Origin of the sequence: Kutzneria kofuensis, from assembly GCF_014203355.1 — a bacterium.
GTDB classification, from domain to species: domain Bacteria; phylum Actinomycetota; class Actinomycetes; order Mycobacteriales; family Pseudonocardiaceae; genus Kutzneria; species Kutzneria kofuensis.
Map to the genome: position 1 here is coordinate 2245328 of NZ_JACHIR010000001.1, position 22773 is coordinate 2268100.

A 22773-nucleotide genomic window follows, 5' to 3' on the forward strand; every position below is an offset into this window, starting at 1 on the left:
ACGCAGCTCACATCGTCGGCGCACCGACAGCTGGTGGTGCGCATTCCCGATGTCGGGCGCGAATCACCAGAACGACGGCGGGCACGATGAGCGCCGCGATGACGGCGGCGGCGCCGAGCGCGAAGCCAAGGCCGCTCCACTGGGCGAGCTGGCCGAGCAGCGGCGGACCGCCGAGGAAGCCGGCGTAGGCGATGGTGGTGACGAAGCCGATCTCCCGCTCGCCGCCGGTGCCATCGGCGCGGCGGCCGGCGGCGCCGGCCAGGCTCATGGTGACGGGGAACGAGAACGCGAGCCCGACTCCGGCGAACGCGAAGCCGACGTAGGCGACGACGGGAACGGGAACTGTGACGGCGGCGAGAAGTCCGACGGCGGCGAGAGAAGCGCCGAAAACGAGCATTCGGTAGGGGCCCCACCGGCGTTCCACCCGTTCGCCGGACAGCCGGGTCAGCGCCATCGCGATGGAGAAGACCGAATAGCCGGCGGCGGCGAGGGAGTCGGGCACACCGCGATCCCGGACGAGGAACAGCGCGCTCCAGTCCGCCGACGCACCCTCGGCGACGGCGGAGAACAGCGCGATCAGGGCCAGCAGCCAGAGCACGGGCCGGCGGACGGGCGACGGACCGGCGACGACAACATCACCCGATCGGGTGCGCGACCGCTCCCCCGCGTCGGCGGGCAGCGAGGTGACGACGAGCGCGACGGCGACGACGCCGAGCACCGCCAGGATCGAGAACTGGCGTAGCGGACTCCACTGCAGGGCGGCGGCGAACGCGGCGGCGAGGGAACCGAGCAGGCCGCCGACGCTGAAGCCGGCGTGGAACACGGGCATGAGCGGCCGGTCGAGCAGCCGGGTGACGGTGACGGCGGCGATGTTCATCGAGACGTCGAGGGTGCCGACGGTCAGCCCGAGGACGAACAACACGAGGCCGAGCTGCAGCGGCGAAGTCGTCAGGCCGAGTACGGGCAGTACGACGAAGCCGGTGGCGGCACCGAGCACCATGACGGCGCGCGAGCCGAAGGCGGCGCAGAGCCGACCGGCTATCGGCGCGGCGACGATGAGCCCGACGCTGACGCCGAAGAGCGACAGCCCGAGCCCGGCGGGTGTGGCGCCGACCTGCACGGCGAGCGCCGGCACCCGGGCGGCCCATGAGCCGAACACGACTCCGTTGAGCACGAACACGATGAAGACAGCGGTGCTTTTCGCCAGCATTCGTACCCCCTTCGACTGGAACCCGACTGTACTGAAGCGCTTCAGTACAGTCCAGTGCGTCAGTCCGCCCGTCAGCGCCAACTACGCTCTCCCTGTGGACACCGAGCAAACCCGACGCCCGACGCTAGACACGGTGGCCCGTGCCGTCGGCGTCTCTCGGGCGACGGTGTCCAACGCCTACAACCGGCCCAACCAGCTCTCGGCCACCCTGCGCACGCGCATCCTGGAGGTCGCCGACCGGCTCGGCTACCTCGGGCCGGACCCGGTCGCCCGCAGCCTGGCAACACGGAAGTCGGCCGCGGTCGCCTTCATGCTGCGATCCGGCCTGTCCAGCGCGTTCTCCGATCCGGCGCTGACGATCATGCTCGATGCCCTGGCCGCCACGGTCGACGGCCGCGACCACGCGTTGGTGCTGCTGCCCGGCGACGAGTCGGGCGGACCGCGCCCGGACAGCGTCGCCCGCGCCCAAGCGGACGTGATCGTCGCGTACTCGCTGCCGGACAGCGCGCCGGCGCTGACCGCGGTACGCCAGCGCCGGCTGCCGATGGTGGTCGTGGACCAACCGGCCATGGGCGGCACGGCGCGCGTCGAACTCGACGATTTCGGCGGAACCCAGGCGGCCGGTCGCTATCTGACCGAGCTCGGGCACCGCGACTTCGGCGTGATCTCGCTCACCCTTCGGCCAGACGGGCGGTCGGGCCCGGCCGAGCCGGAGCGCCGCACGGGGTCACCGTTCCGCGTGACACGCGAACGCATGAGCGGCTACTTCGACGCGTTGACGGCTGTCGGGATCGCCCCCGAGACGGTGCCGGTCTGGGAGTCCGCGAGCAGCGATCGCGAGCACGGCCGGACTGCCGCCCGATGGTTGTTACAGCAGAGCCCACGGCCGACGGCCCTGCTCTGCATGTCCGACGAGCTGGCGCTGGGCGCCCTCCAGGCTGCCCGCGATGCTGGGCTTTCGGTGCCGGCTGACGTCTCGGTCGTCGGATTCGACGACACACCGCCCGCCGGCGTCGCGGACCCGCCGCTGACCACCGTCCGTCAGCCGCTGGTCGAGAAGGGTCGGCTCGCCGGCGAGCTGGCGCTGACCCTGCTGGACGGCGGGAGACCGAGCAGACCCGTCAGACTCGATGTCGAACTGGTGGTGCGCGCATCAAGCGCCGCCCCGATCCGGTGAACCCGCACACGGATTGACAACGCCGCGTACAGAAATCGGCACCCACGGTGGTTGTCCATATCGTGATCATCCGAATGAGGGTCAACCGGAAACGACTGGGGCGCTCGTAGCGATGTACCTCACGGGGCGTGCGCCGGCATGCCTCAAGCCTCCGTAGCTCAGCGGACAGAGCGAGTGACTTCTAATCACTTGGTCGCAGGTTCGAGTCCTGCCGGGGGCGCCCTTTTTCACCTGCGGGCACAACGCACCGTGGTCGGTTGACCACGGTGCCATGACACCCTTTGTGACTCACATCTCCCTAACGTGGGGCCCGAGGCAAGCCTTCGGAGCCCTACAGGTTCTGCGTACGCGAGGGTCGACCGAGCATCACGCTGACCAGCGCCATCGACCACGAGCGAACCGCACGGTCACCCAGTTGTGCGAGTGCTGCTCACTTTTCGAAGTCGCCAGCCATAGCACTTCAGGGTTACGAGGAGTTGGCGCGCTACCACATTCGGCGGCATATCGGTAAAACAGGCACCAAACCAGTCACCGCCGAGACACTGCAGCGCACACTACGCGGAATACCGACGGTGTCGACACCGTCGCGCTCCGAGAAACGCCATGACCACCATTGCGGCAAACGGTGCCGCCCGTACCGCTGTTCGCCGCTCGTGGTGCCGACCATCCGTCAGATTGTGGGCTTGTCCTGCCGGATGTCTGCCCCGGCTTTCTGTCTAATCTGCCGCTCGTTACCGAACAGCCATGCTCGTACTCCGAATCCGCCGCTCTCACTTGGGTGAAGGGGCGTGGTCCTGCGGGCAGCGTGGTACGTCCCGTTGGGCACCTTCGTCTGGGCTCGCCGGACAGGAGGAGGGCAGCGGCGTCGCCGGCGAAGAAGTCGCGGATCCAGGTCAGTTCGCGGGTCCGGCCGACCAGTGTCTCCATCGATCTCCCCCTTCGGCGGCGCACCGGCAGTTCGACGACATCCTCATCTTCGGCGAAATCGAGAAGTTCGACGAAAAGCTCGATGTCGACGGCGGAGCGGTGCGGCGGCTGCTGGGACGGCAACGTAGCAACGCCGCATATACGACCCGTAGACGAGACGTAGCCGTCCACATTCGGGTGCCCCATCGGACAGTGGGGTTGCCCCACGATCCCCGCTGGCCGACCCTGGTGCGGTGACCAGCACGCCCGGCATCGGCCGGATCGCCGTCGGCAGCTTCGTCGGCACCGCGATCGAGTTCTACGACTTCTACATCTACGGCACGGCAACGGCGCTGGTGCTCAACGCGACGTTCTTCCCGACGCTGGCGCCGGTGAACGCGACGCTCGCGTCGTTCGCCACGTTCGCCGTCGCCTTCATCGGCCGGCCGCTCGGCTCGCTGCTGTTCGGCCATTTCGGCGACCGCGTCGGGCGCAAGGCGACCCTGGTGGCATCGCTGCTGACCATGGGCCTGTCCACTGTGGCCATCGGCCTGCTGCCCGGTTACGCCACGCTCGGGGTCGCCGCACCCGTCATCTTGGTGCTGCTGCGGTTCCTGCAGGGCATCGGCCTCGGCGGCGAGTGGGGCGGGGCCGCGCTGCTCGCGGTGGAGAACGCGCCCGCCGGGCGACGGTCCTGGTACGCGACCTTCCCTCAGCTCGGGCCGTCGATCGGCTTCTTCGCCGCGAACGGGCTGTTCCTCGGCCTGTCGGCGGTGCTGTCGGACGAGTCGTTCCACTCGTGGGGCTGGCGGATCCCGTTCCTGGCGTCGGCCGTGCTGGTCGCCGTCGGTCTGGTGGTGCGCCTGCGGCTGGCCGAGACGCCGGTGTTCGCCGAGGTGGTGCGTCGGCGCGAGCAGAGCCGGATGCCGCTGGTCGACATGCTGCGCAAGGCGCCGCTGCGGCTGCTACTCGGCGGCGGCACGATCATCACCTGTTACGTCGTCTTCTACGTCACCACCACGTTCTGCCTGTCCTACACGACGACCACGCTGAAGCTGCCCAAGTCGGAGGCGCTGGGCCTGCTGGTGGCGGCGATCTGGGCGATGGCGCTGACCACGGTGCTGTCCTGTCTCGCCGGCGACCGCTACGGCCGCAAACCGGTGCTGCTGATTGGCTGCGTCTTCACGGGCGTGGCCGGATTGGTCATGTTTCCGCTGCTCAGCGGCGGTACCGCGCTGTCGATCGGCATCGCTTTCGCGCTCGGCCTTGCCGCGATGGGGTGGGTGTACGGGCCGCTCGGCGCGTTCCTGCCGGAGCTGTTCGACGCCCGCTACCGGTACTCGGCGTCGTCGTTCGCGTACAACCTGGGCGGCGTGCTCGGCGGCGCCCTCGCCCCGACCATCGCGGCGGCGCTGGCGGCGGGCGCCGGCACGACCGCGGTCGGCTGGTACGTCACCGGCTCGGCCGTGGTGAGCCTGCTGTGCCTGCTCGGGCTCCCGGAGACCCGGCACGTGTCCACCGAACTGCCCGCCCGCGTCACAGCCTGAGGAGAAACCCCATGGACCTCGACTTCGACACGAAGGTGTTCGACAAGGAGTACATCGCCGTCGCGGACCGGCAGGAGCCGATCGTGCGCGGCGGACGCCACCTGTTCGACCGGTTACCCGCGGCCTTCGACGGCGTGCGCCAGCTGGGCGTGATCGGCTGGGGCCCGCAGGGCTCGGCGCAGGCGCAGAACCTGCGGGACTCGCTGGGCGACGCGGTGCGCGTGGTCGTCGGCCTGCGGCGGAACTCGACGTCCTGGGACACCGCCGTGCAGGCGGGCTTCACGCCGGAGGACGGCACGCTCGGCGAGATGTTCGACGTCATCCGCGGCTCGGACATGGTGATCCTGCTGATCTCGGACGGTGCGATGGCCGAGACCTATAGGGAGGTGTTCGCGGCGCTGCGGCCGGGCACCACGCTCGGGTTGTCGCACGGCTTCCTGCTCGGCCACCTGGATCTGGTCGGCGACGAGTTCCCCGCCGACATCGACGTGATCGCCGTCTGCCCGAAGGGTATGGGTGCCTCAGTTCGCGCCCTCTACCTGCAGGGCAGGGACGTCAACGGCGCCGGCATCAACGCGAGCTTCGCCGTGCACCAGGACGTCACCGGCCGGGCGGTCGACCGGGCGCTCGGCTGGTCTGTGGGCCTCGGCGCGCCGTACACGTTCCGGACCACGCTGCGGTCCGAGTACCTCTCGGATCTGTCGGGCGAGCGCGGCATCCTGGCCGGCGGCCTGCACGGCATCGTGGAGAGCCTCTACCGGCGGTTCCGCGACCAGGGCATGAGCGACGAGGACGCGTTCCGGCACTCCGCCGAGTCGGTCACCGGCCCGATCTCGCGGGTGATCTCCCGCGACGGCATGCTCGGCGTCTACCGAATGCTGAATTCCGACGAAAAGCAGGTGTTCGCCGAGGCGTACTCGGTCAGCTACCCGGTCGGCCTGGAGCTGATGCACGAGATCTACGACGAAGTCCGCTCCGGCGACGAAGTGCGCAGCGTGGTGCTGGCGGGCAAGCGGCTGGCCCGGTTCCCGATGGGCAAGATCGACCAGGCCGACATGTGGCGGGTCGGTCAGAAGGTGCGGGCCGACCGGGTGCCCGACGAGATTCCGCTCGACCCGTTCACCGCCGGCGTGTTCATCGGCGTGATGATGGCGCAGATCGACGCACTGCTGGAGTTCGGCCACCCGTACTCGGAGATCGCGAACGAGTCGGTCATCGAGGCGGTCGACTCGCTCAACCCGTACATGCACGCCCGCGGCATCGCCTACCTGGTGGACAACTGCTCGATCACGGCCCGGCTCGGCGCGCGCAAGTGGGCGCCGCGGTTCGATTACGCGCTGACGCAGCGCGCCTACCCGGTCGTCGACGACGAGCAATCCGTCGACATCGAGATTTTCGGCGGATTCGAGAATCACGTCGTGCACGAGGTGCTGCGAGTGTGCGCCGGCATGCGGCCGTCCGTCGACATCTTCGTCGAGTAGTCGCCGAACACACGGCGCAGGCGGTGGATATAGGTGCGCACCGTCGCGGCCGCTGACGACGGGGCGTCAACGCCCCACAGCGCATGGGCGCTGCCCTCCGGCGTCAGCGGCTTCCCGTCGCTGAGCAGCAGCATCGCCCGCACCGTGCGCTGCTGTGGCGGCCCCAGCTGAAGTTCCTGCCCGTCCCGCCAACTGCGGACGGGACCAAGCAGCTTGAAGTCCAGCACAGCGTCACCGCAGCCGCGCGTGGCTGGAGCGTAGGTCGGCGACGGCACGCACGCCGAGCAGTTGCATCGTCCGCACGATCTCCTTGCGAAGGATGTCGACGGTGCGCTGCACGCCGCGCTCGCCGCCGGCCATCAGTCCGTACAGGTAAGCGCGGCCGATCAGGCACAGGTCGGCGCCCATCGCCCGGGCAGCCACGATGTCCGCGCCGGAAAGGATGCCGGTGTCCAGCCACACCTCGGCGTCGTCCTTCACCTGGTCGACGACCTGCGGCAACAGCTCCAGCGGCGTCGGTGCGCGGTCGAGCTGACGGCCGCCGTGGTTGGACAGCAGCACGGCGTCGGCGCCGTGCTTGACGACGTCGCGGGCGTCGTCGACGTTCTGGATGCCCTTCACCACGAGCTTGCCGGGCCAGATCTCGCGTACCCAGTCGAGGTCGTCGAAGTTCAGCGTCGGGTCGAACATGGAGTTGATGAGCTCCTCGACCGCGCCGCCCCACTCGGTGAGCGAGGCGAACGTCAGCGGCTCGGTCGTGAGCAGGTTGAACCACCACGCCGGGTGCGTCGCACCGTCCAGAAAGGTGCGCAGCGTCAGCGCGGGCGGGATCGTCAGACCGTTGCGCACGTCGCGCATCCGCGCGCCGCCGACGGGTGTGTCGACGGTGAGCATCACGGTGTCGTAGCCGGCGGCGTGCGCGCGCTGCAGCAGCTCACGGCCCGCACCCTTGTCGCGCCACACGTACAGCTGGAACCACTTGCGCGCGTCGGGGGCGACCGCCGCGACGTCCTCGATGGAGGTGGTGCCCATCGTGGACAGTGCGTACGGAATGCCCACGCGCTGCGCGACCTTGGCGACCGCCCGCTCCCCCTCGTGGTGCATCATCCGCGTGAACCCCGTGGGCGCGAACGCGAACGGCAGTGCGCTGCGCTTGCCCAGCACGTCGACACTGGTGTCCGGGTCGGCGACACCGCGCAGCACGTTCGGCCGGAACTCGACGCGACGGAACGCCGTGCGCGCACGGCGGAGACTGTCCTCCAACTCGGCGGCGCCGTCCGTGTAGTCGAACACCGCTCGGGGTGTGCGCAGGCGGGCGATGGTGCGCAGGTCGGCGATCGTGTGTGCGGCGGCCAGCCGCCGCTCGGTCGGGTCCAGCACGAACGGCTTCGGCCGGAGCAACTGCGCCAGCTCGCTGGGACGCGGCAGACGGCGTTCGGTCACGGCACCCCTTCCTCCACTACCCGGACATAGCCTAGGCGGCCAACCGCCCGCGCGACCGGAGCGGCCGATACGGTCGTCGGCGTGCCAGCAGTCATCACCTCACTCAAGGACGACCACCTCCAGCAGGTCAGGGCCCTCGCCAACCGCACGGGGCGGGCCGAGGCGGGCGGCTGTCTACTGGAGGGCGCCGCCCTCATCACCCAGGCGGTGGAGGCCGGCGCGACACTGCGGTTCGTGCTCGCGGCCGAGGGAGCCTCCGACCCGGTGACGTCGTTGCTGGCCACGACCGGGGTGCCGGTGTTGATGGCGAAGGAGTCGGTGCTCCGGCAGGCGGTGCGGCTGAACCGGGCAGTGTCCTGGCTGGCGGTCGCCGAGCTGGCTGCGGTCGCCGGCGACGACCTCCCGTACGGGGACTTCGCGGTCGTCCTGGACAACGTGCTCGACCCCGGCAATTTGGGCACGATCGTGCGAACGGCCGTCGGCCTCGGCGTCGCCGACATCGTCTGCACGGACCCGGAAACGGACCTGACGAGTCGTCGCGTGCTGGACGCGTCCCGCGCGGCGGTGCTGCGGGCCCGGCTCCGCCGCTACGACACACCGGTCGAGGCGGTGCGCGACCTGCGCGAGCGTGGCTTCGAGGTCGTCGCCACCTCGGGCCGCGCGAGCATGCTGCAGGGATCGGTGCCGCTGAGCGGGCGGCCCGTCGCCCTTGTCGTCGGCAACGAGACCGACGGCGTCGGCGAGGAGGTGCTGGAGCTGGCCGACCACGTGGTCCGGATCCCGATGTCGGGCGAGGTCGAGTCGCTCAACGTCGGCGTCGCGACCGGCATCAGCCTGTACGAGCTGCGCGCCCGCATGGCGCTGGCCTCGCTCGGCGCGACCATCACGGAGCTCACCGGGGTCGTTTCCGACCTGCGGGAATCGGGGTACGTGGGAGAGGATGTGGCGCTGACCGGTTTCAGCGAGGCGGAGCGGGAGCAGTTCAGCGACTTTCTCCGCCGCGTGCGAAAGAACCTCCGACGAGGCGAGTGAGCGATGAACGAGCTGGTGACCTTCGGCGAGCCGTCCGGCCAGGGATGGACGCAGATCATCGAACTGGCCACCGCGCTCGTGTTGTGCTCGCTGATCGGCCTCGAACGGGAACTGAAGCAGAAGAGCGCCGGACTACGCACGCTCACGCTCGTCGGTCTCGGTGCCGCACTGTTCCTGCTGGTCAGCAAATACGGTTTCACCGACGTGCTCGTCGAAGGCCGGATCGTGCTGGACCCGTCCCGGGTCGCGGCCCAGATCGTGTCCGGAGTCGGCTTCATCGGCGGCGGCCTGATCTTCGTCCGGCAGAACATCGTGCGCGGACTGACCACGGCCGCCGTGGTGTGGGTGAGCGTCGCCGTGGGTTGTGCCTGCGCGGCCGGGCTGCCGCTGTTGGCGGTGTTCGTCACCGCGGCGCATTTCCTTGTGGTGTACGGATACCCGCCGCTGGTTCGGCTGCTCACCCGGACCCGACCGGCGACCACCGTCGTGCGCACCAGCTACCGGGACGGCGAGGGCGCGCTGCGCGACATCCTGGAACTCGTCACGTCCTCCGGGTATGTGGTCGAGCACGCCTCGACCAACCGGAACGAGTCGACGAACGTCATCGACCTGCGGCTGCGGCTGACCGGCCCGCGCCAGCTCACCGGGCTGCTGACCAGGTTGTCCGGCCAGTCCGGCGTGCTGGCGGTGGACACCGGCGAGGCGGAGACCGAGGAGTGATCAGGCCCGGGGCTTCGCGGCGAGCACCCGGTACCCCTTGGCGTTGGCGATCCGCTCGGTGGCGTGTCCCTGCTCGGTGAGCCACTTGGCCAGCGAGTCGGAGCCGAGGTTCTTCTGCACCACCAGATACGCGATGCCGTCCGGCAGCAGTCGGGCGAGCCAGTGCAGCAGCAGGTCGTGCAGCGCCTGCTTGCCGACGCGGATCGGCGGGTTCGAGTAGATCGCCGCGAACCGCTTGTCCGCCGGCACTTCCTCGGGCAGGTGGAAGGTGATCGTGCCGACGCCGGCCGCCTTCGCGTTGGCACGGGCCAGTTCCAGCGCTCTCGTGTTGACGTCGACGCCGGTGATCCGCCGGTCCGGGTAACGCTTGGCGAGCGTCAGCGCGATCGGGCCGTAACCGCAGCCGACGTCCAGCAGGTCGCCGTCGGCGGTCGGCGCGGGCGCGTTCTCCAGCAGGACCCTGGTGCCGGGATCGAGTTGCTTCGGCGAGAACACCCCGGCGTCGGTGGTCAGCTTCAGCGTCAGGTCGGGCAACTCGACGGTGAGCAGCCGCGGGTCGCTGACCGCGTCCGGATCGGCGGTGAAGTAGTGCTGGTGCTGCTCGGTCACCCGAAGATGGTAGCTAGGAGTGCGTTCCACCCGTGATTGGAGCCGGACGGCCCGGGCCAAGCAATTGCCCGACCCACTCCCCCAATTCATCGACTTTCGGATTCGCCGACACTGACCCCACACAATGAATCGCGTCAGTTTTCACCGCGCACACAAGCCCACCTGTCCACAGAGGTCGACACTACTAATCCGTTTTCGCTTCGATCGACGGCTCTGACGAGCCGCCGCGCATCGCGCGTGACGGCCCATCGCACGCCTCGACCGCGGATCCTGACAGCAGATGGCAGTCTTTCGGGCGAAGATGGCAGCGTGACCAAGAATGTCAGCCGGGACCAGGTGCTGTGGTACCGCGTCCGCCAGCACGGTCTGCTCCGCGACAGCGAGGAGCCGGCCGTGTTGGATATCGGCCTTCAGGACACCCAGACGGGCTCCGCCCAACTGGCGTTGGCCGCTCGCACGACCGGACCGGTCAGTCTCGACAGCTACGAGCTGGGATGGACGCTGCGTGGCGCCCCGCACTACCACCGCCCCGGCGAACTCCGACAGTTGGCCGGCGAGCTGTGGCCGTGGAGCGACACCGACGCGCAGTCCCGGCTGTCGTGGCCGAAGGCCCGGACGGTGACCGGCGGATTGACCGCGATGGAGACGTACCGGCTGGTAGCGGAGTCGATGCGCAAGGTCGTCACAAAGCCGATGACCAAGGGCGCGGCCAGCACCGAGGTCACCAAACTGGTGCCGGCCGAGCAGACCCGCGCCTGCCCCGGCTGCAAGTCGACGCACGTCTACGAGCAGCCGTTCCGGCTCGGCTCGCTGCCGGCCGGGATCCGGCTGCGGGCCGGCGAGACCGGGCTGCTGCTGGAGCCGCTGCCCAAGCGCGGTCCGATTCCGACGAAATCCACCAATCCGCACGGACTGGTGGACCGCTACCTCCGCTTCCTCGGTCCGGCGACGCCGGCCGAGGTGGCCAAGTGGCTCGACACGTCGACGGCCAACGTGCGCGAGATCTGGCCCGACGACCTCGCCGAGGTGACCGTCGACGGCCGACGCGCGTGGTTGCCGAAGGGGAATGTCGACGAACTTCTCGATTGCGACCGAGTAGAGCTCGTTCGGCTGCTGCCGGCGATGGACCCGTTCCTCCAGGCCCGCGACCGCGACCTGCTCGTGCCGGAGAAGGCGGAGCAGAAGGCGCTGTGGACGATGCTCGGCAATCCCGGCGCGCTGCTCGTCGACGGTCAGATCGGCGGAATGTGGCGGTCGCGCCTGGTCGGCCGCAAGAAGCTGGAGGTCACCGTCACCTCGTTCGACGCCGACATCGACCCCGCGCTCCGCGACGACGTGCAGGCCGAGGCGGAACGGATCGCCGAGGTCCGCGGAGTGCCGGCGGCGGTCGTCCGGTTCGCCTGACCCACAATGCGGGGTATGCGCGCGAGCCGGTTGCTGTCCACCCTGCTGTTGCTGCAGACCAGGGGCCGGATGACGGCGCAGGAGCTCGCCGACGAACTTGAGGTTTCCGTACGAACCGTCTACCGCGACATCGAGTCGCTGTCCGTCGCCGGCGTGCCCGTTTACGCCGACCGCGGGCCGACCGGCGGTTACCAGCTGCTCGACGGCTACCGGACCCGCCTCACCGGGCTGACCACCGACGAAGCCGACTCCCTGTTCCTCGCCGGCATGCCGGGACCCGCCGCCGAGCTGGGCCTGGGCACCGTCGTGGCCACCGCCGAACTCAAGATGCTCGCCGCCCTGCCGCCCGACCTGCGGGCCCGGGCCAGCCGCATCCGTGAACGGTTCCACCTGGACGCTCCCGGCTGGCTGCGCGAGGCCGACGAAGTTCCCTTTCTCGCCGAAATCGCCGATTCCGTCTGGAACGAGCGGATAGTCGAAATCCGCTACCGCCGCTGGAAGACGCCTCGCGAGGTCACCCGCCGCCTCGCGCCGCTCGGCGTCGTCCTCAAGGCCGGGACCTGGTATCTCGTCGCACTGGCCGGCTCCGACCTGCGCACCTTCCGCGTGTCGAACGTCCTCGGCGTGCAGACCCTCGACGACCGCTTCGAGCGACCCGCCGACTTCGACCTCGCCGCCTACTGGCAGGAGTGGGCCGACCAGTTCGAGGTCCGCATGCGCGGCCAGCGCGCCCGCGTCCGGCTGTCCCCCGACGGCGTGCGGGCCCTGCCGTACTTCATCGGCCGGCAGGTCGCCGACCTCGTCACCGCCACACTGTCCGCACCCGATGCCGACGGCTGGGTCGAGGCGGTCGTCCCCGTCGAGACCGTCCGCCACGCCCACGCCGAGTTTCTCCGCTTCGGCGCCGAGATCGAGGTCCTCGACCCTGTCGAACTCCGCGACATGATCACCTCGACCGTCGCGAAACTGACGGAGTTCTACGGCTCGCGCCCCGAGCAGCCGGAGTAGCGACAGCCACGTGCCGAGTTCCGCCAGGTCGCGGCGGACTTCGCCCACGTGGCCGAGCGCTACGGGTCGCGGCGGATGCGGCCGGAGTAGTGCTCCTCCAGCGACTTGTTGTGCTCGTCGCCGCCCGGGATGTTCGCCGACAAGTAGACCGGCGGCGTGTGGCCGGCGGCGATCAGCCGCGCGCAGGCGTCGGCCAGCATCATCTGGGCGGCGAAGGCCGAGGTGATCGACGAGATCGCGCACACCTGGCCGCCGCCGGGCATCGGCAGCAGCGTGTCGCCCATCGGGCCGCAGTTGTCGATGACGACGTCGGCGAGTTCGTGCAGATGCTTGCCGGACGGGTGCCGCGACTCGACCGCGGTGGCGTGGGCCAACGAGGTGAAGGCGATCAGACCGTGCCCCCGCTCCTTGACGAGCGAGGCCATTTCGACGATCGAGCCGTTTCCGCCGGAGTTGGACGCGATGACGAAGAGGTCGGTCTCACGCGGCGAGGCGAGTTCGTAGACGCGGTGCGCGATGGCCGGTTCGCGTTCGGTGTGCGGACCGAGCGAGTCGGCCGGGTCGCCGCCGTAGGTGACGACGTCGCGCAGCGACAGCTTGTTGGTCGGGATCAGGCCGCCGGCCCGGCCGGCGATCTCCATCACCAGCCCCTGCGAGTGGCCCGTGCCGAACGCCTGGACCACGCCGTCGGCAAGCACGCAGTCGGCCACCAGCGCCGCGGCGGCCCCGATCGCCTCGCGCTGCGTGGTCACCAGCTGGTCGATGAGGTCCTTGGCCGCCGACACGAACTCGTCCTGGCCGATGGACATGCGCCACTCTCCCGTCGTCAGTAACTTGCCATGCCGGCTCAGGTCACGTTAACGGCAAACCGATCACGGGGCACGCCTGCGTCAGAGGTACAGCAGCGCGTTGACGGCCGCCGTCGCCAACGCCGCGCCGCCCCGTTCGCCACGGTTGGTCAGCGCGGGCACACCGAGCTCGCGGACCGCCCGCTTCGCCTCGACGGCGCCGACGAACCCGGCCGGCAGCGCGATGACCAGCGCGGGTCGGATCTCGCCGGACCGGCAGCGCTCGACGAGTTCGGTGACGATCGACACGTCTTGACCGATGGCCCACACCGCACCGACTGGTGTTTTTCGTACGAACTCCTCGATTCCGCCGGTCGTCTCCGTGACGACCATCGCCGGTCGGCTGGTGATGCCGACGGCGACCATCCGGACGTCGGCGACCACCGGCGCACCGTCGGCGAGCGCCTGCCGGCCGGCGGCCAGCGCCTGCTCGTCGACCAGCAGGTCGCCGGCCCATGTGGGGTCGGCGGTGGTGTGCACGAGGCGTTCGACGACGGCCCGCGACAGCGGCCCCAACCCTGTGGTGTCGACCCGCCGACGGAGGATTTCGTACGACTCCGACTCGATCGGATGAGGCACTCGCGGCACGTCTCGGCTTCCCCTCGGGTGGACTGTTTCACACCGTAGTCGGCGGTGTCGGCACGCCGACGCGTCGGTTAACCTGCTCCGCGAGCGTGGTTACGGGAAGCCGGTGCGAATCCGGCGCGGTCCCGCCACTGTGACCGGGAAGTCGTCCCGCAGAGGAACAGCCACTGGGCGCGAGCCTGGGAAGGCGCGGCGACGGCGGTGATCCGGGAGCCAGGAGACCGGCCACGCGACCGACACGCGTCGCACGGAGGATGTGATGGCTGGCATCGGGCTGCGCCTCGGGCGGTTCCCGCGGTGATCCCACCCGGGTTGATCTCATTCGTCGGCGCCGGTCCCGGCGCGGCCGACCTCATGACCTTCCGCGGTGCCGACCGGCTGGCCAGGGCGGACGTCGTGGTGTGGGCGTCGTCGTTGGTGCCGGCCGAGGTGCTGGACCACGCGAATCCGGCGGCCGAGCGACACGACTCCGCCGGCATGACGCTGGAGGACGTCCTCGAGGTCTACGCCGGCCGACCGGACGCGGCCATCGTCCGGCTGCATTCCGGCGACCCGACCGTCTACGGGGCGATCGGCGAGCAGATCGAATGGTGTCGACGGACCGGCAGGCCGTACGAAATCGTGCCGGGCGTCGGTTCTCTCGGCGCCGCCGCGGCGGCCGTTGGTTGTGAACTGACTTCACCGATGGTTTCGCAGTCGATCGTGTTAACACGGCTCGCCGGTGGTCGGACCGCCGCCTCGATGCCCGACGGCGAGACGGTCGCCTCGTTTGCGTCGCATCGCACGACGATGGCTGTCTACCTCTCCACGCAGCGTCCCGAACAGTTGCAGGCCGAGCTGCTCGCCGACGGAAAGGGCTATTCCGTCGACACTCCGGCGGTTGTCGTCGCGAAGGCGACGTGGCCGGACGAGCGCATCGTCCGCACGACCGTCGGCGAACTCGCGACCGAATTGCGTGCGTCCGGCATCCGGACCGCCGCACTCGTGCTCGTCGGCGAAGCGCTCCGCGACGACCGCGAGGTCCAGCGCACCAAGTTGTACGACCCGGCCTATTCGCACGGTTGCCGGCGGCGGTCGGCCGAGGGCAGCACGCAGGGTCGGCCGATCCCGGTGGAGAAGCGGAGGCTGCCATGACCGGCGTGCTCACCATCGTCGGTCTCGGCCCCGGCGACGCACGACATCGCACGCCGGCCGCGACCGAGGCGATCGCCGACGCCGAGGCCGTCTACGGCTACTCCGCCTATATAGATGCGTGCGACGACATCCTTCGACCCGACCAGTTCGTCGTCCGCGGACGGATGACCGAGGAGAAGCTGCGCGCCGAGCAGGCCGTCGACGCCGCGGCCGGAGGCCGGCGGGTGGTGCTCGTGTCGTCGGGCGACGCCGGTGTGTACGGCATGGCGACGTTGGCGTTGAGCAATGCGTACGAAATCGAGGAAACCGCACGACCCGAGGTCCGTGTGCTGCCCGGCGTCACCGCGGCGCTCGCCGCCTCGGCTCTCGTCGGTGCCCCGCTCGCACACGACTTCGCCTGCTTGACGCTGTCCGATCTGCTCACTCCCTGGGAGGAAGTGGAACGTCGACTCCGGGCCGTGGCCGAGGCCGACCTCGCCATCGCGCTCTACAACCCCCGTTCCAAGGGCCGCCCCTGGCAGCTCGACCGGGCCCGCGAAGTGCTGCTCGAACGCCGCGCACCGACCACGCCGGTCGCGTTGGTCGCCGACATCGCCCGCGACGGGCAGCGCGTCGAGCTCACCACGCTCGCCGACCTGGATTGCGGCAAAGTCGGCATGACCACCACTGTGCTGGTCGGGTCGTCGACCACCCGCCGGTTCGGCGACTGGCTGGTCACGCCCCGATCTGGATCCGGGCGGAGTGCCGGGTGACCGTGCACCTCGTGGGCGCCGGCCCCGGTGATCCCGGTCTGCTCACCTGCCGCGCGGTCGAGCTTCTCAAGTCCGCCGAAGTTGTCGTCTACGACCGTCCTTCGATGGCCGACATCGTCGCGATCGCGGATTCCGCCGAAGTTGTGCATTGCGTCGGAAAAGCAGGAAGCCGTCCGGCATGGCCGCAGGCCGACGTGAACCAGCTTCTCGTCGAACTCGGGCGCGCCGGCCGCGAGGTGGTCCGGCTGAAGGCCGGCGACGCCTTCGTGGTCTCCCGCGGCGGTGAGGAAGCTGTTGCCCTCGCCGCTGCCGGCGTGCCGTTCGACGTCGTGCCCGGCATCTCCGCCGCGATCGCGGCTCCGGCGCTCGCCGGCATCCCGGTGATGGTCCGTCAGGTCGCTACCACCCTGACCGTCATCGCCGGGAACGATGACCCCGAGTACCACCAGCACGTCGACTGGGACGCCGTCGCCCGGGTCGGCGGCACGATCGTCGTGCTCACCGGCCGGTCCGCGCTACGGGACATCGCCGCCAAGCTGATGGCCGGCGGCTTGGCCGCGGACACCCCGGTCGCGGCGATCAGTGCCGCGAGTCGTCCGCACCAGCGCACCGAGCTCGGCACGCTGGCCAAGCTGCCCAACCCGAGGATGCGACCGCCGGTGACGTTTGTGATCGGTGAGGTGGCAGCCCTCGACCTGCTGGCGGCCGCCCCGCCAACGACCGAACCGAAGGCGACTGATGCGCCGCCGGCCGCGCAGGTAGCTGACGGCCAAGAGGCCGGCGGCCAGTTTGCGGGCGCCCCCGAGCAGGACATGGGCGGCCAAGCAGTGCGCGGCCGGTTAGCAGGCGAGCCGGCGGCGAACGAGCGGGGTGCCGGCGGGCTGGGCGAGGCCGGCCGAGCAGTGGACGGCCAACTAAGCGGACCGGTGGAGGGATTCAATGCACATTCCTGACGGGTTCGTGAATGCGCCGGTCTCCATCGCGGGTGGGGTGGTGGCGGTGGCGGGGCTGGCGTTGTGCAGCCGGAACCTGGGACCGTCGCTGCGGGATCGGGACATCCCGCTGGCGGGGCTGGCGGCGGCCTTCTTCCTGGTGCTGGAGGCGCCGATCTTCCCGATCGGGGTGGGCACGGGAGGTCATCTGCTGGGCGGAACGCTGGCGGTGGCACTGCTGGGACCCTGGCTCGGACCGGTGGTGATATCGGTGGTGCTGGTGGTGCAGGCGCTGTTCGCGGGCGATGGCGGGGTCACGGCGCTGGGGGTCAACGCGGTGAACATGGCGCTGATCCCGGCGGTGGTGGGTTACCCGCTGATTCTCGGCCTACGGAAGGTGTTGCCCCGCAAGAAGCTCTGGGTCTCGATCGCCTGCGGGGTGGCGGGTTTCGTGTCGGTGGTGGCGGGATCGGTGCTCTACAGCCTGGAGTACGCGGTCGGCGGCGCGACGGCGGTGCCGGCGGGGACGGTGGCGGTGACGACGATCGGCACGTACGCGGTGATCGCGCTGTTCGAGGGCCTGGTGACGGGCCTGATCGTGGCGGCGTTGCTGCGCCTGAGGCCGGATCTGGTCCGCGCCGGCCGGCATCTGACACGGGCGAGCGCATGAGCGGAGCCGCTCACAATCCGGGCGCGGACCTGCTGATCCCGACGGACACGCCGCTGCACCGGGCGGCGCCGCAGTGCAAGGTGGCGGCGACGGCGTTGTGCATCCTGCTCGTCGCCTGCACGCCGCGTGACATCTTCTGGCCGTACATCGGCTACGGCCTGGTGCTGGCCACGGCGGCCTACACAGCCCAGATCCCGGCGATGACGTTGCTGCGGCGGCTGGTGGTGGAGATCCCGTTCGTGTTCTTCGTTGTGCTGCTGCCGTTCCTCGCGACGGGCCCGGTGGTGCACGTCCTCGGCATCCCGCTGGCCATAGCGGGCCTCGAATCAGCGGCGTCGATCGTGCTGAAGGCGAGCTTCGGCCTGCTGGCCACGGGTGTGCTCGCGGCGACCACCCCACTGCCCGAGGTGATCACCGGCCTTGAGCGGCTCCGGGTGCCGAAGATCTTCACGGCGGTCGCGTCGTTCATGATCCGCTACGTCGAGGTGCTCAACTCGGAGCTCAACCGGCTGCGCACCGCCCGTGCCTGCCGCGGCGCGGATCCGCGCTGGCTGTGGCAGGCGAAAGACATGGCGTTGTGCGTCGGGGCGTTGTTCGTCCGCGCCTTCGAACGCGGCGAACGGGTCTACCTGGCCATGGCGTCCCGCGGCTACGAGGGATCACTGCCGGCAACGCTGACCGGGGAACCGGCAAAGCGCAGCACCTGGGCGGCAGCGCTGACAACACCGGCGATCTTCGCCGTGCTGACCGCAACCGCATGGGCGACGGCATGACCGCGCCGGCGATGGTGCTGCTGGGCCACGGCAGCCGCGACGCGGACGGCGTCGACGAGTACTGGGCGCTGGCCGACACCGTCAAGAACAGCGCGCCGGATCTGCGGATCGGCTGCGGCTTCGTCGAGCTCGCCGAGCCGGGCGTCGACGAGGCGATCGACCAGCTGGTCGCGGACGGCGCGCACGAGGTCGTGGTGGTGCCGCTGGTCCTGCTCGCCGCCGGCCACCTCAAGAACGACGGCCCGGCGGCGATGGCCCGTGCCCGTCAACGACACCCGACCGTCCACTTCAGACTGGCACGGGATCTCGGCATCGAGCCGACGGTGCTGGCGATCGCCGAGGAGCGGATCCGGGACGCGGCGGGCGACGCGGATCCGGAGAAGCTGGGCGTGGCGCTGATCGGCCGCGGCTCCTCGGATCCGGACGCATGCTCCGACCTGTGGAAGGTCGGCCGCCTGTTGTCCGACAAGCGTGGTCTCGGCACGATCGAACCGGGCTTCGTCTCCGTCGCCCGCCCGAACGTCGCCGAGGCGATGGAACGCTGCCGCCTGCTCGGCGCGACGACGATCGTGGTCAGCCCGTTCTTCCTGTTCACGGGCATGTTGGTGCCACGAATCCACCAGCAGGCCGGCGAATGGGCGGCGAAGCACCCGGAGATCACGGTGCGCGGCGGCGCGCACCTCGGCCCCGATCCACGGCTGGCCCGCCTCGTGCTGGAACGCTACCGCGAGGCGCTGCACGGCGACGTCCGGATGAACTGCGACCTGTGCACCTACCGGGTCCAGCTGCCCGGCTACGAGGACAAGGTCGGCCTGCCGATTTCCCTTACCCCGCACGGCGACGAGCCGGCCCGCGGCAAGCGGAAGGCCCGCCGGGCGATCCGGACCCCGGCGCCGGCTCCGACGGTCGAGGTGCGGCGCGGCCGGTTCATGCCGTCGACAACGGCCTCCGACGAGCAGCCGGCGATCGAGATCCGCGGCGTCAGCTTCGACTACCCCGACGGAACGTCCGCTTTGTCCACTGTGGACCTGACGGTCCACCGCGGCGAGCGTGTCGCACTGCTCGGCCCGAACGGCGCCGGCAAGACCAGCCTGGTGCTGCAGCTCAACGGCGTCCTCACCCCGTCCGCGGGCGAGGTCCTGATCAGCGGCACCGCCGTCGGACCGAGGACGCTCAAGGAGGTGCGCCGCAAGGTCGGCGTGGTCTTCCAGGATCCCGACGACCAGTTGTTCACTCCGACCGTCGGCCGGGACGTCGCGTTCGGGCCGGCCCATCTGGGTCTGAAGGGCGACGAACTGGCCGCCCGTGTCACCGAGGCGCTGTCCTATGTGGGTCTTGCGGATCTGGCCGACCGACCGCCGCACCGGCTCTCGCTCGGCCAGCGCCGCCGCGCGGCGGTCGCCACCGTGCTCGCCATGCATCCCGAGGTCCTCGTGCTCGACGAGCCTTCGTCCAATTTGGACCCGGCGGCCCGTCGCGAGTTCGCGGATCTGGTGAAACGCCTGGGCATGACCACATTACTGGTCACCCATGACCTGCCTTACGCCTTGGAACTGTGCCAGCGGGCCGTGGTCTTGGACCACGGCCAGGTCGTCGCCGACGGCCCGATTCGGGAGATCCTCGCCGACGCCGGCTTCATGAGCGCGCATCGGCTGGAGCTGCCGGCCGGTTTCAATCCCTTGGGAGGCTGACGAAGTGGCCCGCCTTGCCGCCCTGATCGCCGCGCTGCTGCTGGCGCTGGCCGTGCCGGCGTCGGCCCATGACGCCGACTCGCACACTCCGCCGGACCGCGTCGGCGACCTGCGCAGCGCCTTGATCGCCGCCACCCAGACCCCACCGGGCGTCGAGTTTCGGGTGTTACAGAACGGCGAAGCCCTGTGGTTGCGCAATTCCACTCGAACGGATGTGGTCGTTCTCGACCCGGACGGGGCGCAGCGTTACCAGGTCGGCCCGGACGGCGCGGCGGTCAACGCCGCCCTGCCGGCCGAGCCGACACCGTCCGGCGACATCAGCGAGGACCCGGAGAAGCCGTCCGCCGACGCGGCGAAGGCCCCGCAGTGGCAACGCATTTCTGCCGAGCCGGTGGTGCAGTGGCACGATCACTACGCGCACTGGGGTGACGCGACACTTCCGTCGCAGGTTCTCGCGGATCCCGAGAGCGTTCACCTGATCCGCGCCTGGCAGGTCGATCTCGTCTCGGACGGCAAGACCTATCACGTGCTCGGCGAGCTCCGCTGGATCCCGGGACCTTCGCCGGCGCCATGGATCCTGGTCACGCTGTCACTGGCGATCGCGACCTCGCTGCTCGGCCTGGTCCGCCGCAGTCAGCGCCCGCTGGCCGCCGCGACCGCCGTGCTGGTGGCCGCCGGCGCCGTCCACGGAATTGCGACAATACTTGGTCGCCAGGCCGAGAATCCGTGGACTGTGCTGCAGCACGAGTACCTGCCGATCGTGCTCGCCTGGCTGGTCGGCACGGCCGCGGTGGCCCTGCTGGCGACCGGCCGGAGCACCGGGCGGTGGTTCGCCGCGCTGGCCGCGGTGGGCCTGGGCGCCCTCGCCCTTCTCCAGGACCTGGCGGTGTGGTGGAGCTCCACCAGCATCGTGGCGCTGCCGATCGACCTGGACCGCGCGCTGGTGTCGATCACAGCCGGTGTCGCGGTGGGCATCCTGATCACGGTGCTTCGGACGCCGAATATCACCCGATCGGACGCTGTAACGGCAACGCAGCGAAACGACCCTGCCCGTGTTGACCGGGTTTTACCTCGAGGCAGGTAGACGCCCGGCCTCTGATCACTACACTCCCCAGAGCTACCACCGAAACGCCAGGGTGCGCGCCGTTCGCAGCACCGGACCCACGAGGTGCGCCGTGCTTGACCACACGAGCTGGGCTCACACCTACATCGACCTCGACACGCCCAACGCGGCTCGGATCTACGACTATCTGCTCGGCGGGGCCACCAATTCCGAGGCCGACCGCGAGATGGCGCGCCAGGTCATCAAGGCGATGCCCGAGGTGGAGTACCTGACGAGGGCCAACCGGGCGTTCCTGCGCCGCGCCGTGCGCCTCCTGGTCGACCTGGGCGTCCACCAGTTCATCGACATCGGCTCCGGCATCCCGACCGCCGGGAACGTGCACGAGGTGGCGCAGGCGCGCGATCCGCGCTGCCGCGTGGTCTACGTCGACCGCGAGCCGACCGCCGTCGTCCACAGTGAACTCCTGTTGCAGGACAACGACTACGCCGCCGTCGTGCACGAGGACTTCCGCCGCCCGGGCGCCGTGCTGTCGTCGCCGGAGGTGCAGCACCTGATCGACTTCGACCAGCCGGTCGGCCTGCTGCTGTTCGCGCTGCTGCACCACGTGCCGGACGAGGACGAGCCCGCCGAGCTGATGTCGGTGTACCGCGAGGCGCTGCCCGAAGGGAGCTACCTCGCCCTGTCGCACTCCACGCACGAGGCCGTCTCCGACCACATCCTCACCGTGTACGACCTGTACGCGGCCAACCGCACGCCGATCACACTGCGCGGCCGGGACGACATCGCCCGCCTGATCGACGGCTTCGAGCCACTGGATCCGGGCATCGTGCACGTGCCAAGCTGGCGGCCGGAGTCCCCGGAGGACGCGGACCATCACGAGGAGGCCGCCATCTACGGCGTGGTGGCGAGGAAGCGCTGACGTGCCGATGCTGGACAGACCGCGATGGGCGCCCAAACGCATCGACCTCACCCGGCCCAGCGGGGCCCGGGTGTACGACTACCTGCTCGGCGGCGGCTGCAACACCGCGGCCGACCGGGAGCTGGCCAAGCAGCTGCTCGAGGTGATGCCGCAGGTGCGTGACACTGTGCGGCTGAACCGGAACTTCCTGCGCCGGGTGGTGACGTACCTGGTCGGCCAGGGCGTCACCCAGTTCCTGGACATCGGCTCCGGCATCCCGTCGGTGGGCAACGTGCACCAGCTCGCGCAGGGTCTCGACCCGAAGTGCCGCGTCGCGTACGTGGACAACGACCCGATCGCCATCGCCTACGCGGAGCCGCTGCTCCGGGACAACGACCTCGCCACGGCGGTGCTGGCCGACTTCCGCTCGCCGGAGCAGGTGCTGGGCGCGCCGGCGGTCCGGTCGCTGATCGACTTCGACCAGCCGGTCGCCGTGCTGACGCTGCTGATGATGCACTTCGTCCCGGACAGCGCCGACCCGGCGCGGCTGATGGGCCGCTACCGGGACGCGCTGGTGTCCGGCAGCTACGTCGCGCTGTCCCATCCGAGCTTCACCGGCGCCGAGGGCGAGCTGCTCGCCGACGCGCAGGCCGTCGGCGAGATCGTGCAGAACACCATGGAGCCGCTGCACGTGCGCACCGCCGACGACCTGCTGCGCATCATCGCCGGCTTCGAGCCGGTGCCGCCCGGCGTGGTGCACCTGCCGCTGTGGCGACCCGACTCGGCCGCGGACGTGGGCTGTCACCCGGAGAGTTCGCTCGTCTACGGAGTGGTGGCGGCGAAGCCGTAACAGATGCCGAATACACTTGCCGCCCGGGATGCCGTAACGA

The 22773-nt window shown here is 70.1% G+C and carries 22 protein-coding genes, 1 tRNA gene and 1 riboswitch; of the genes, 17 read left to right on the plus strand and 6 right to left on the minus strand.

Features of this window, described 5'->3' with window-relative positions; translation table 11 throughout:
* Positions 1–7 precede the first annotated feature (7 nt).
* Entirely contained in the window at positions 8–1210 is a 1203-nt protein-coding gene (locus BJ998_RS10200) for an MFS transporter (protein WP_184860605.1), read from the minus strand.
* 94 nt (positions 1211–1304) lie between these two features.
* On the opposite strand from BJ998_RS10200, the gene BJ998_RS10205 reads away from it, so the two are divergent.
* The 4 genes from BJ998_RS10205 to BJ998_RS10220 all read left to right on the plus strand — a co-directional run bounded on the left by BJ998_RS10205 (position 1305) and on the right by BJ998_RS10220 (position 6321).
* The gene (locus BJ998_RS10205; protein ID WP_184860607.1) at positions 1305–2387 is read left to right on the plus strand and encodes a LacI family DNA-binding transcriptional regulator; all 1083 of its coding nucleotides are present in this window, start codon (positions 1305–1307) and stop codon (positions 2385–2387) included.
* Positions 2388–2534: 147 nt separating this feature from the next.
* Positions 2535–2607: transfer RNA gene (locus tag BJ998_RS10210), tRNA-Arg, on the plus strand.
* A gap of 940 nt (positions 2608–3547) precedes the next feature.
* Positions 3548–4840: an MFS transporter gene (locus BJ998_RS10215; protein ID WP_312890026.1), complete on the plus strand. Its 1293-nt coding sequence runs from the start codon at positions 3548–3550 to the stop codon at positions 4838–4840.
* 11 nt (positions 4841–4851) lie between these two features.
* Entirely contained in the window at positions 4852–6321 is a 1470-nt protein-coding gene (locus BJ998_RS10220) for a ketol-acid reductoisomerase (protein WP_184860609.1), read from the plus strand.
* Here the strand turns inward: BJ998_RS10220 and BJ998_RS10225 are convergent.
* Positions 6252–6548 (minus strand): AfsR/SARP family transcriptional regulator, encoded by a 297-nt coding sequence (locus BJ998_RS10225; RefSeq protein ID WP_184860611.1) that lies wholly within the window; start codon positions 6546–6548, stop codon positions 6252–6254. The two genes, BJ998_RS10220 and BJ998_RS10225, sit on opposite strands and share 70 nt — an antisense overlap.
* A gap of 4 nt (positions 6549–6552) precedes the next feature.
* Positions 6553–7764 (minus strand): alpha-hydroxy acid oxidase, encoded by a 1212-nt coding sequence (locus BJ998_RS10230; protein ID WP_184860613.1) that lies wholly within the window; start codon positions 7762–7764, stop codon positions 6553–6555.
* Between the two features lie 81 nt (positions 7765–7845).
* Here BJ998_RS10230 and BJ998_RS10235 point away from each other — a divergent pair, with 81 nt between their 5' ends.
* Both BJ998_RS10235 and BJ998_RS10240 read left to right on the plus strand, forming a co-directional pair.
* The gene (locus tag BJ998_RS10235) at positions 7846–8796 is read left to right on the plus strand and encodes a TrmH family RNA methyltransferase (RefSeq protein ID WP_184860615.1); all 951 of its coding nucleotides are present in this window, start codon (positions 7846–7848) and stop codon (positions 8794–8796) included.
* Positions 8797–8799: 3 nt separating this feature from the next.
* On the plus strand, positions 8800–9516 hold the full coding sequence (locus tag BJ998_RS10240; RefSeq protein WP_184860617.1) for an MgtC/SapB family protein: 717 nt from the start codon (positions 8800–8802) through the stop codon (positions 9514–9516).
* Here BJ998_RS10240 and BJ998_RS10245 read toward each other — a convergent pair whose 3' ends face one another.
* Positions 9517–10125: a class I SAM-dependent methyltransferase gene (locus BJ998_RS10245; RefSeq protein ID WP_312890027.1), complete on the minus strand. Its 609-nt coding sequence runs from the start codon at positions 10123–10125 to the stop codon at positions 9517–9519.
* A gap of 309 nt (positions 10126–10434) precedes the next feature.
* Here BJ998_RS10245 and BJ998_RS10250 point away from each other — a divergent pair, with 309 nt between their 5' ends.
* On the plus strand, positions 10435–11529 hold the full coding sequence (locus tag BJ998_RS10250) for a DNA glycosylase AlkZ-like family protein (protein WP_184860621.1): 1095 nt from the start codon (positions 10435–10437) through the stop codon (positions 11527–11529).
* Positions 11530–11544: 15 nt separating this feature from the next.
* Positions 11545–12537: a helix-turn-helix transcriptional regulator gene (locus BJ998_RS10255; protein WP_184860623.1), complete on the plus strand. Its 993-nt coding sequence runs from the start codon at positions 11545–11547 to the stop codon at positions 12535–12537.
* A 59-nt stretch (positions 12538–12596) separates the two neighbouring features.
* Here BJ998_RS10255 and BJ998_RS10260 read toward each other — a convergent pair whose 3' ends face one another.
* Positions 12597–13346 (minus strand): sugar isomerase domain-containing protein, encoded by a 750-nt coding sequence (locus BJ998_RS10260; RefSeq protein WP_184860625.1) that lies wholly within the window; start codon positions 13344–13346, stop codon positions 12597–12599.
* An 81-nt stretch (positions 13347–13427) separates the two neighbouring features.
* Positions 13428–13964 (minus strand): precorrin-8X methylmutase, encoded by a 537-nt coding sequence (locus tag BJ998_RS10265; protein WP_312890028.1) that lies wholly within the window; start codon positions 13962–13964, stop codon positions 13428–13430.
* Positions 13965–14043: 79 nt separating this feature from the next.
* A riboswitch (cobalamin riboswitch) is annotated at positions 14044–14214 on the plus strand.
* 53 nt (positions 14215–14267) lie between these two features.
* Between BJ998_RS10265 and cobM the strand changes: the two genes are divergently transcribed.
* From cobM to BJ998_RS10310, 9 genes are all read left to right on the plus strand, one after another.
* Complete coding sequence (gene cobM, locus BJ998_RS10270) at positions 14268–15104, plus strand: precorrin-4 C(11)-methyltransferase (protein ID WP_312890029.1); 837 nt, start codon at positions 14268–14270, stop codon at positions 15102–15104.
* Positions 15101–15856, plus strand: a complete 756-nt coding sequence (gene cobJ / locus BJ998_RS10275; protein WP_184860629.1) for a precorrin-3B C(17)-methyltransferase — start codon at positions 15101–15103, stop codon at positions 15854–15856. Before cobM ends, cobJ begins: the two co-directional genes overlap by 4 nt.
* 11 nt (positions 15857–15867) lie before the next feature.
* Complete coding sequence (cobA, locus tag BJ998_RS10280) at positions 15868–16809, plus strand: uroporphyrinogen-III C-methyltransferase (protein ID WP_221337948.1); 942 nt, start codon at positions 15868–15870, stop codon at positions 16807–16809.
* Entirely contained in the window at positions 16796–17458 is a 663-nt protein-coding gene (locus tag BJ998_RS10285) for an energy-coupling factor ABC transporter permease (RefSeq protein ID WP_184860632.1), read from the plus strand. The genes cobA and BJ998_RS10285 overlap by 14 nt, the downstream gene beginning before the upstream one ends.
* Complete coding sequence (gene cbiQ, locus BJ998_RS10290) at positions 17455–18231, plus strand: cobalt ECF transporter T component CbiQ (protein ID WP_184860634.1); 777 nt, start codon at positions 17455–17457, stop codon at positions 18229–18231. The genes BJ998_RS10285 and cbiQ overlap by 4 nt, the downstream gene beginning before the upstream one ends.
* Positions 18216–19922 carry a CbiX/SirB N-terminal domain-containing protein gene (locus tag BJ998_RS49115; RefSeq protein WP_184860640.1) on the plus strand — a complete coding sequence of 569 codons (1707 nt, stop codon included), beginning with the start codon at positions 18216–18218 and terminating at the stop codon, positions 19920–19922. Before cbiQ ends, BJ998_RS49115 begins: the two co-directional genes overlap by 16 nt.
* Positions 19923–19926: 4 nt before the next feature.
* Positions 19927–21006, plus strand: coding sequence for a hypothetical protein (locus BJ998_RS10300; RefSeq protein ID WP_184860642.1), 1080 nt, complete (start codon positions 19927–19929; stop codon positions 21004–21006).
* A 91-nt stretch (positions 21007–21097) separates the two neighbouring features.
* Positions 21098–21904, plus strand: a complete 807-nt coding sequence (locus tag BJ998_RS10305; RefSeq protein WP_184860644.1) for an SAM-dependent methyltransferase — start codon at positions 21098–21100, stop codon at positions 21902–21904.
* 7 nt (positions 21905–21911) lie between these two features.
* Positions 21912–22733, plus strand: a complete 822-nt coding sequence (locus BJ998_RS10310) for an SAM-dependent methyltransferase (protein WP_184868563.1) — start codon at positions 21912–21914, stop codon at positions 22731–22733.
* The last annotated feature ends 40 nt before the right edge of the window (positions 22734–22773 follow it).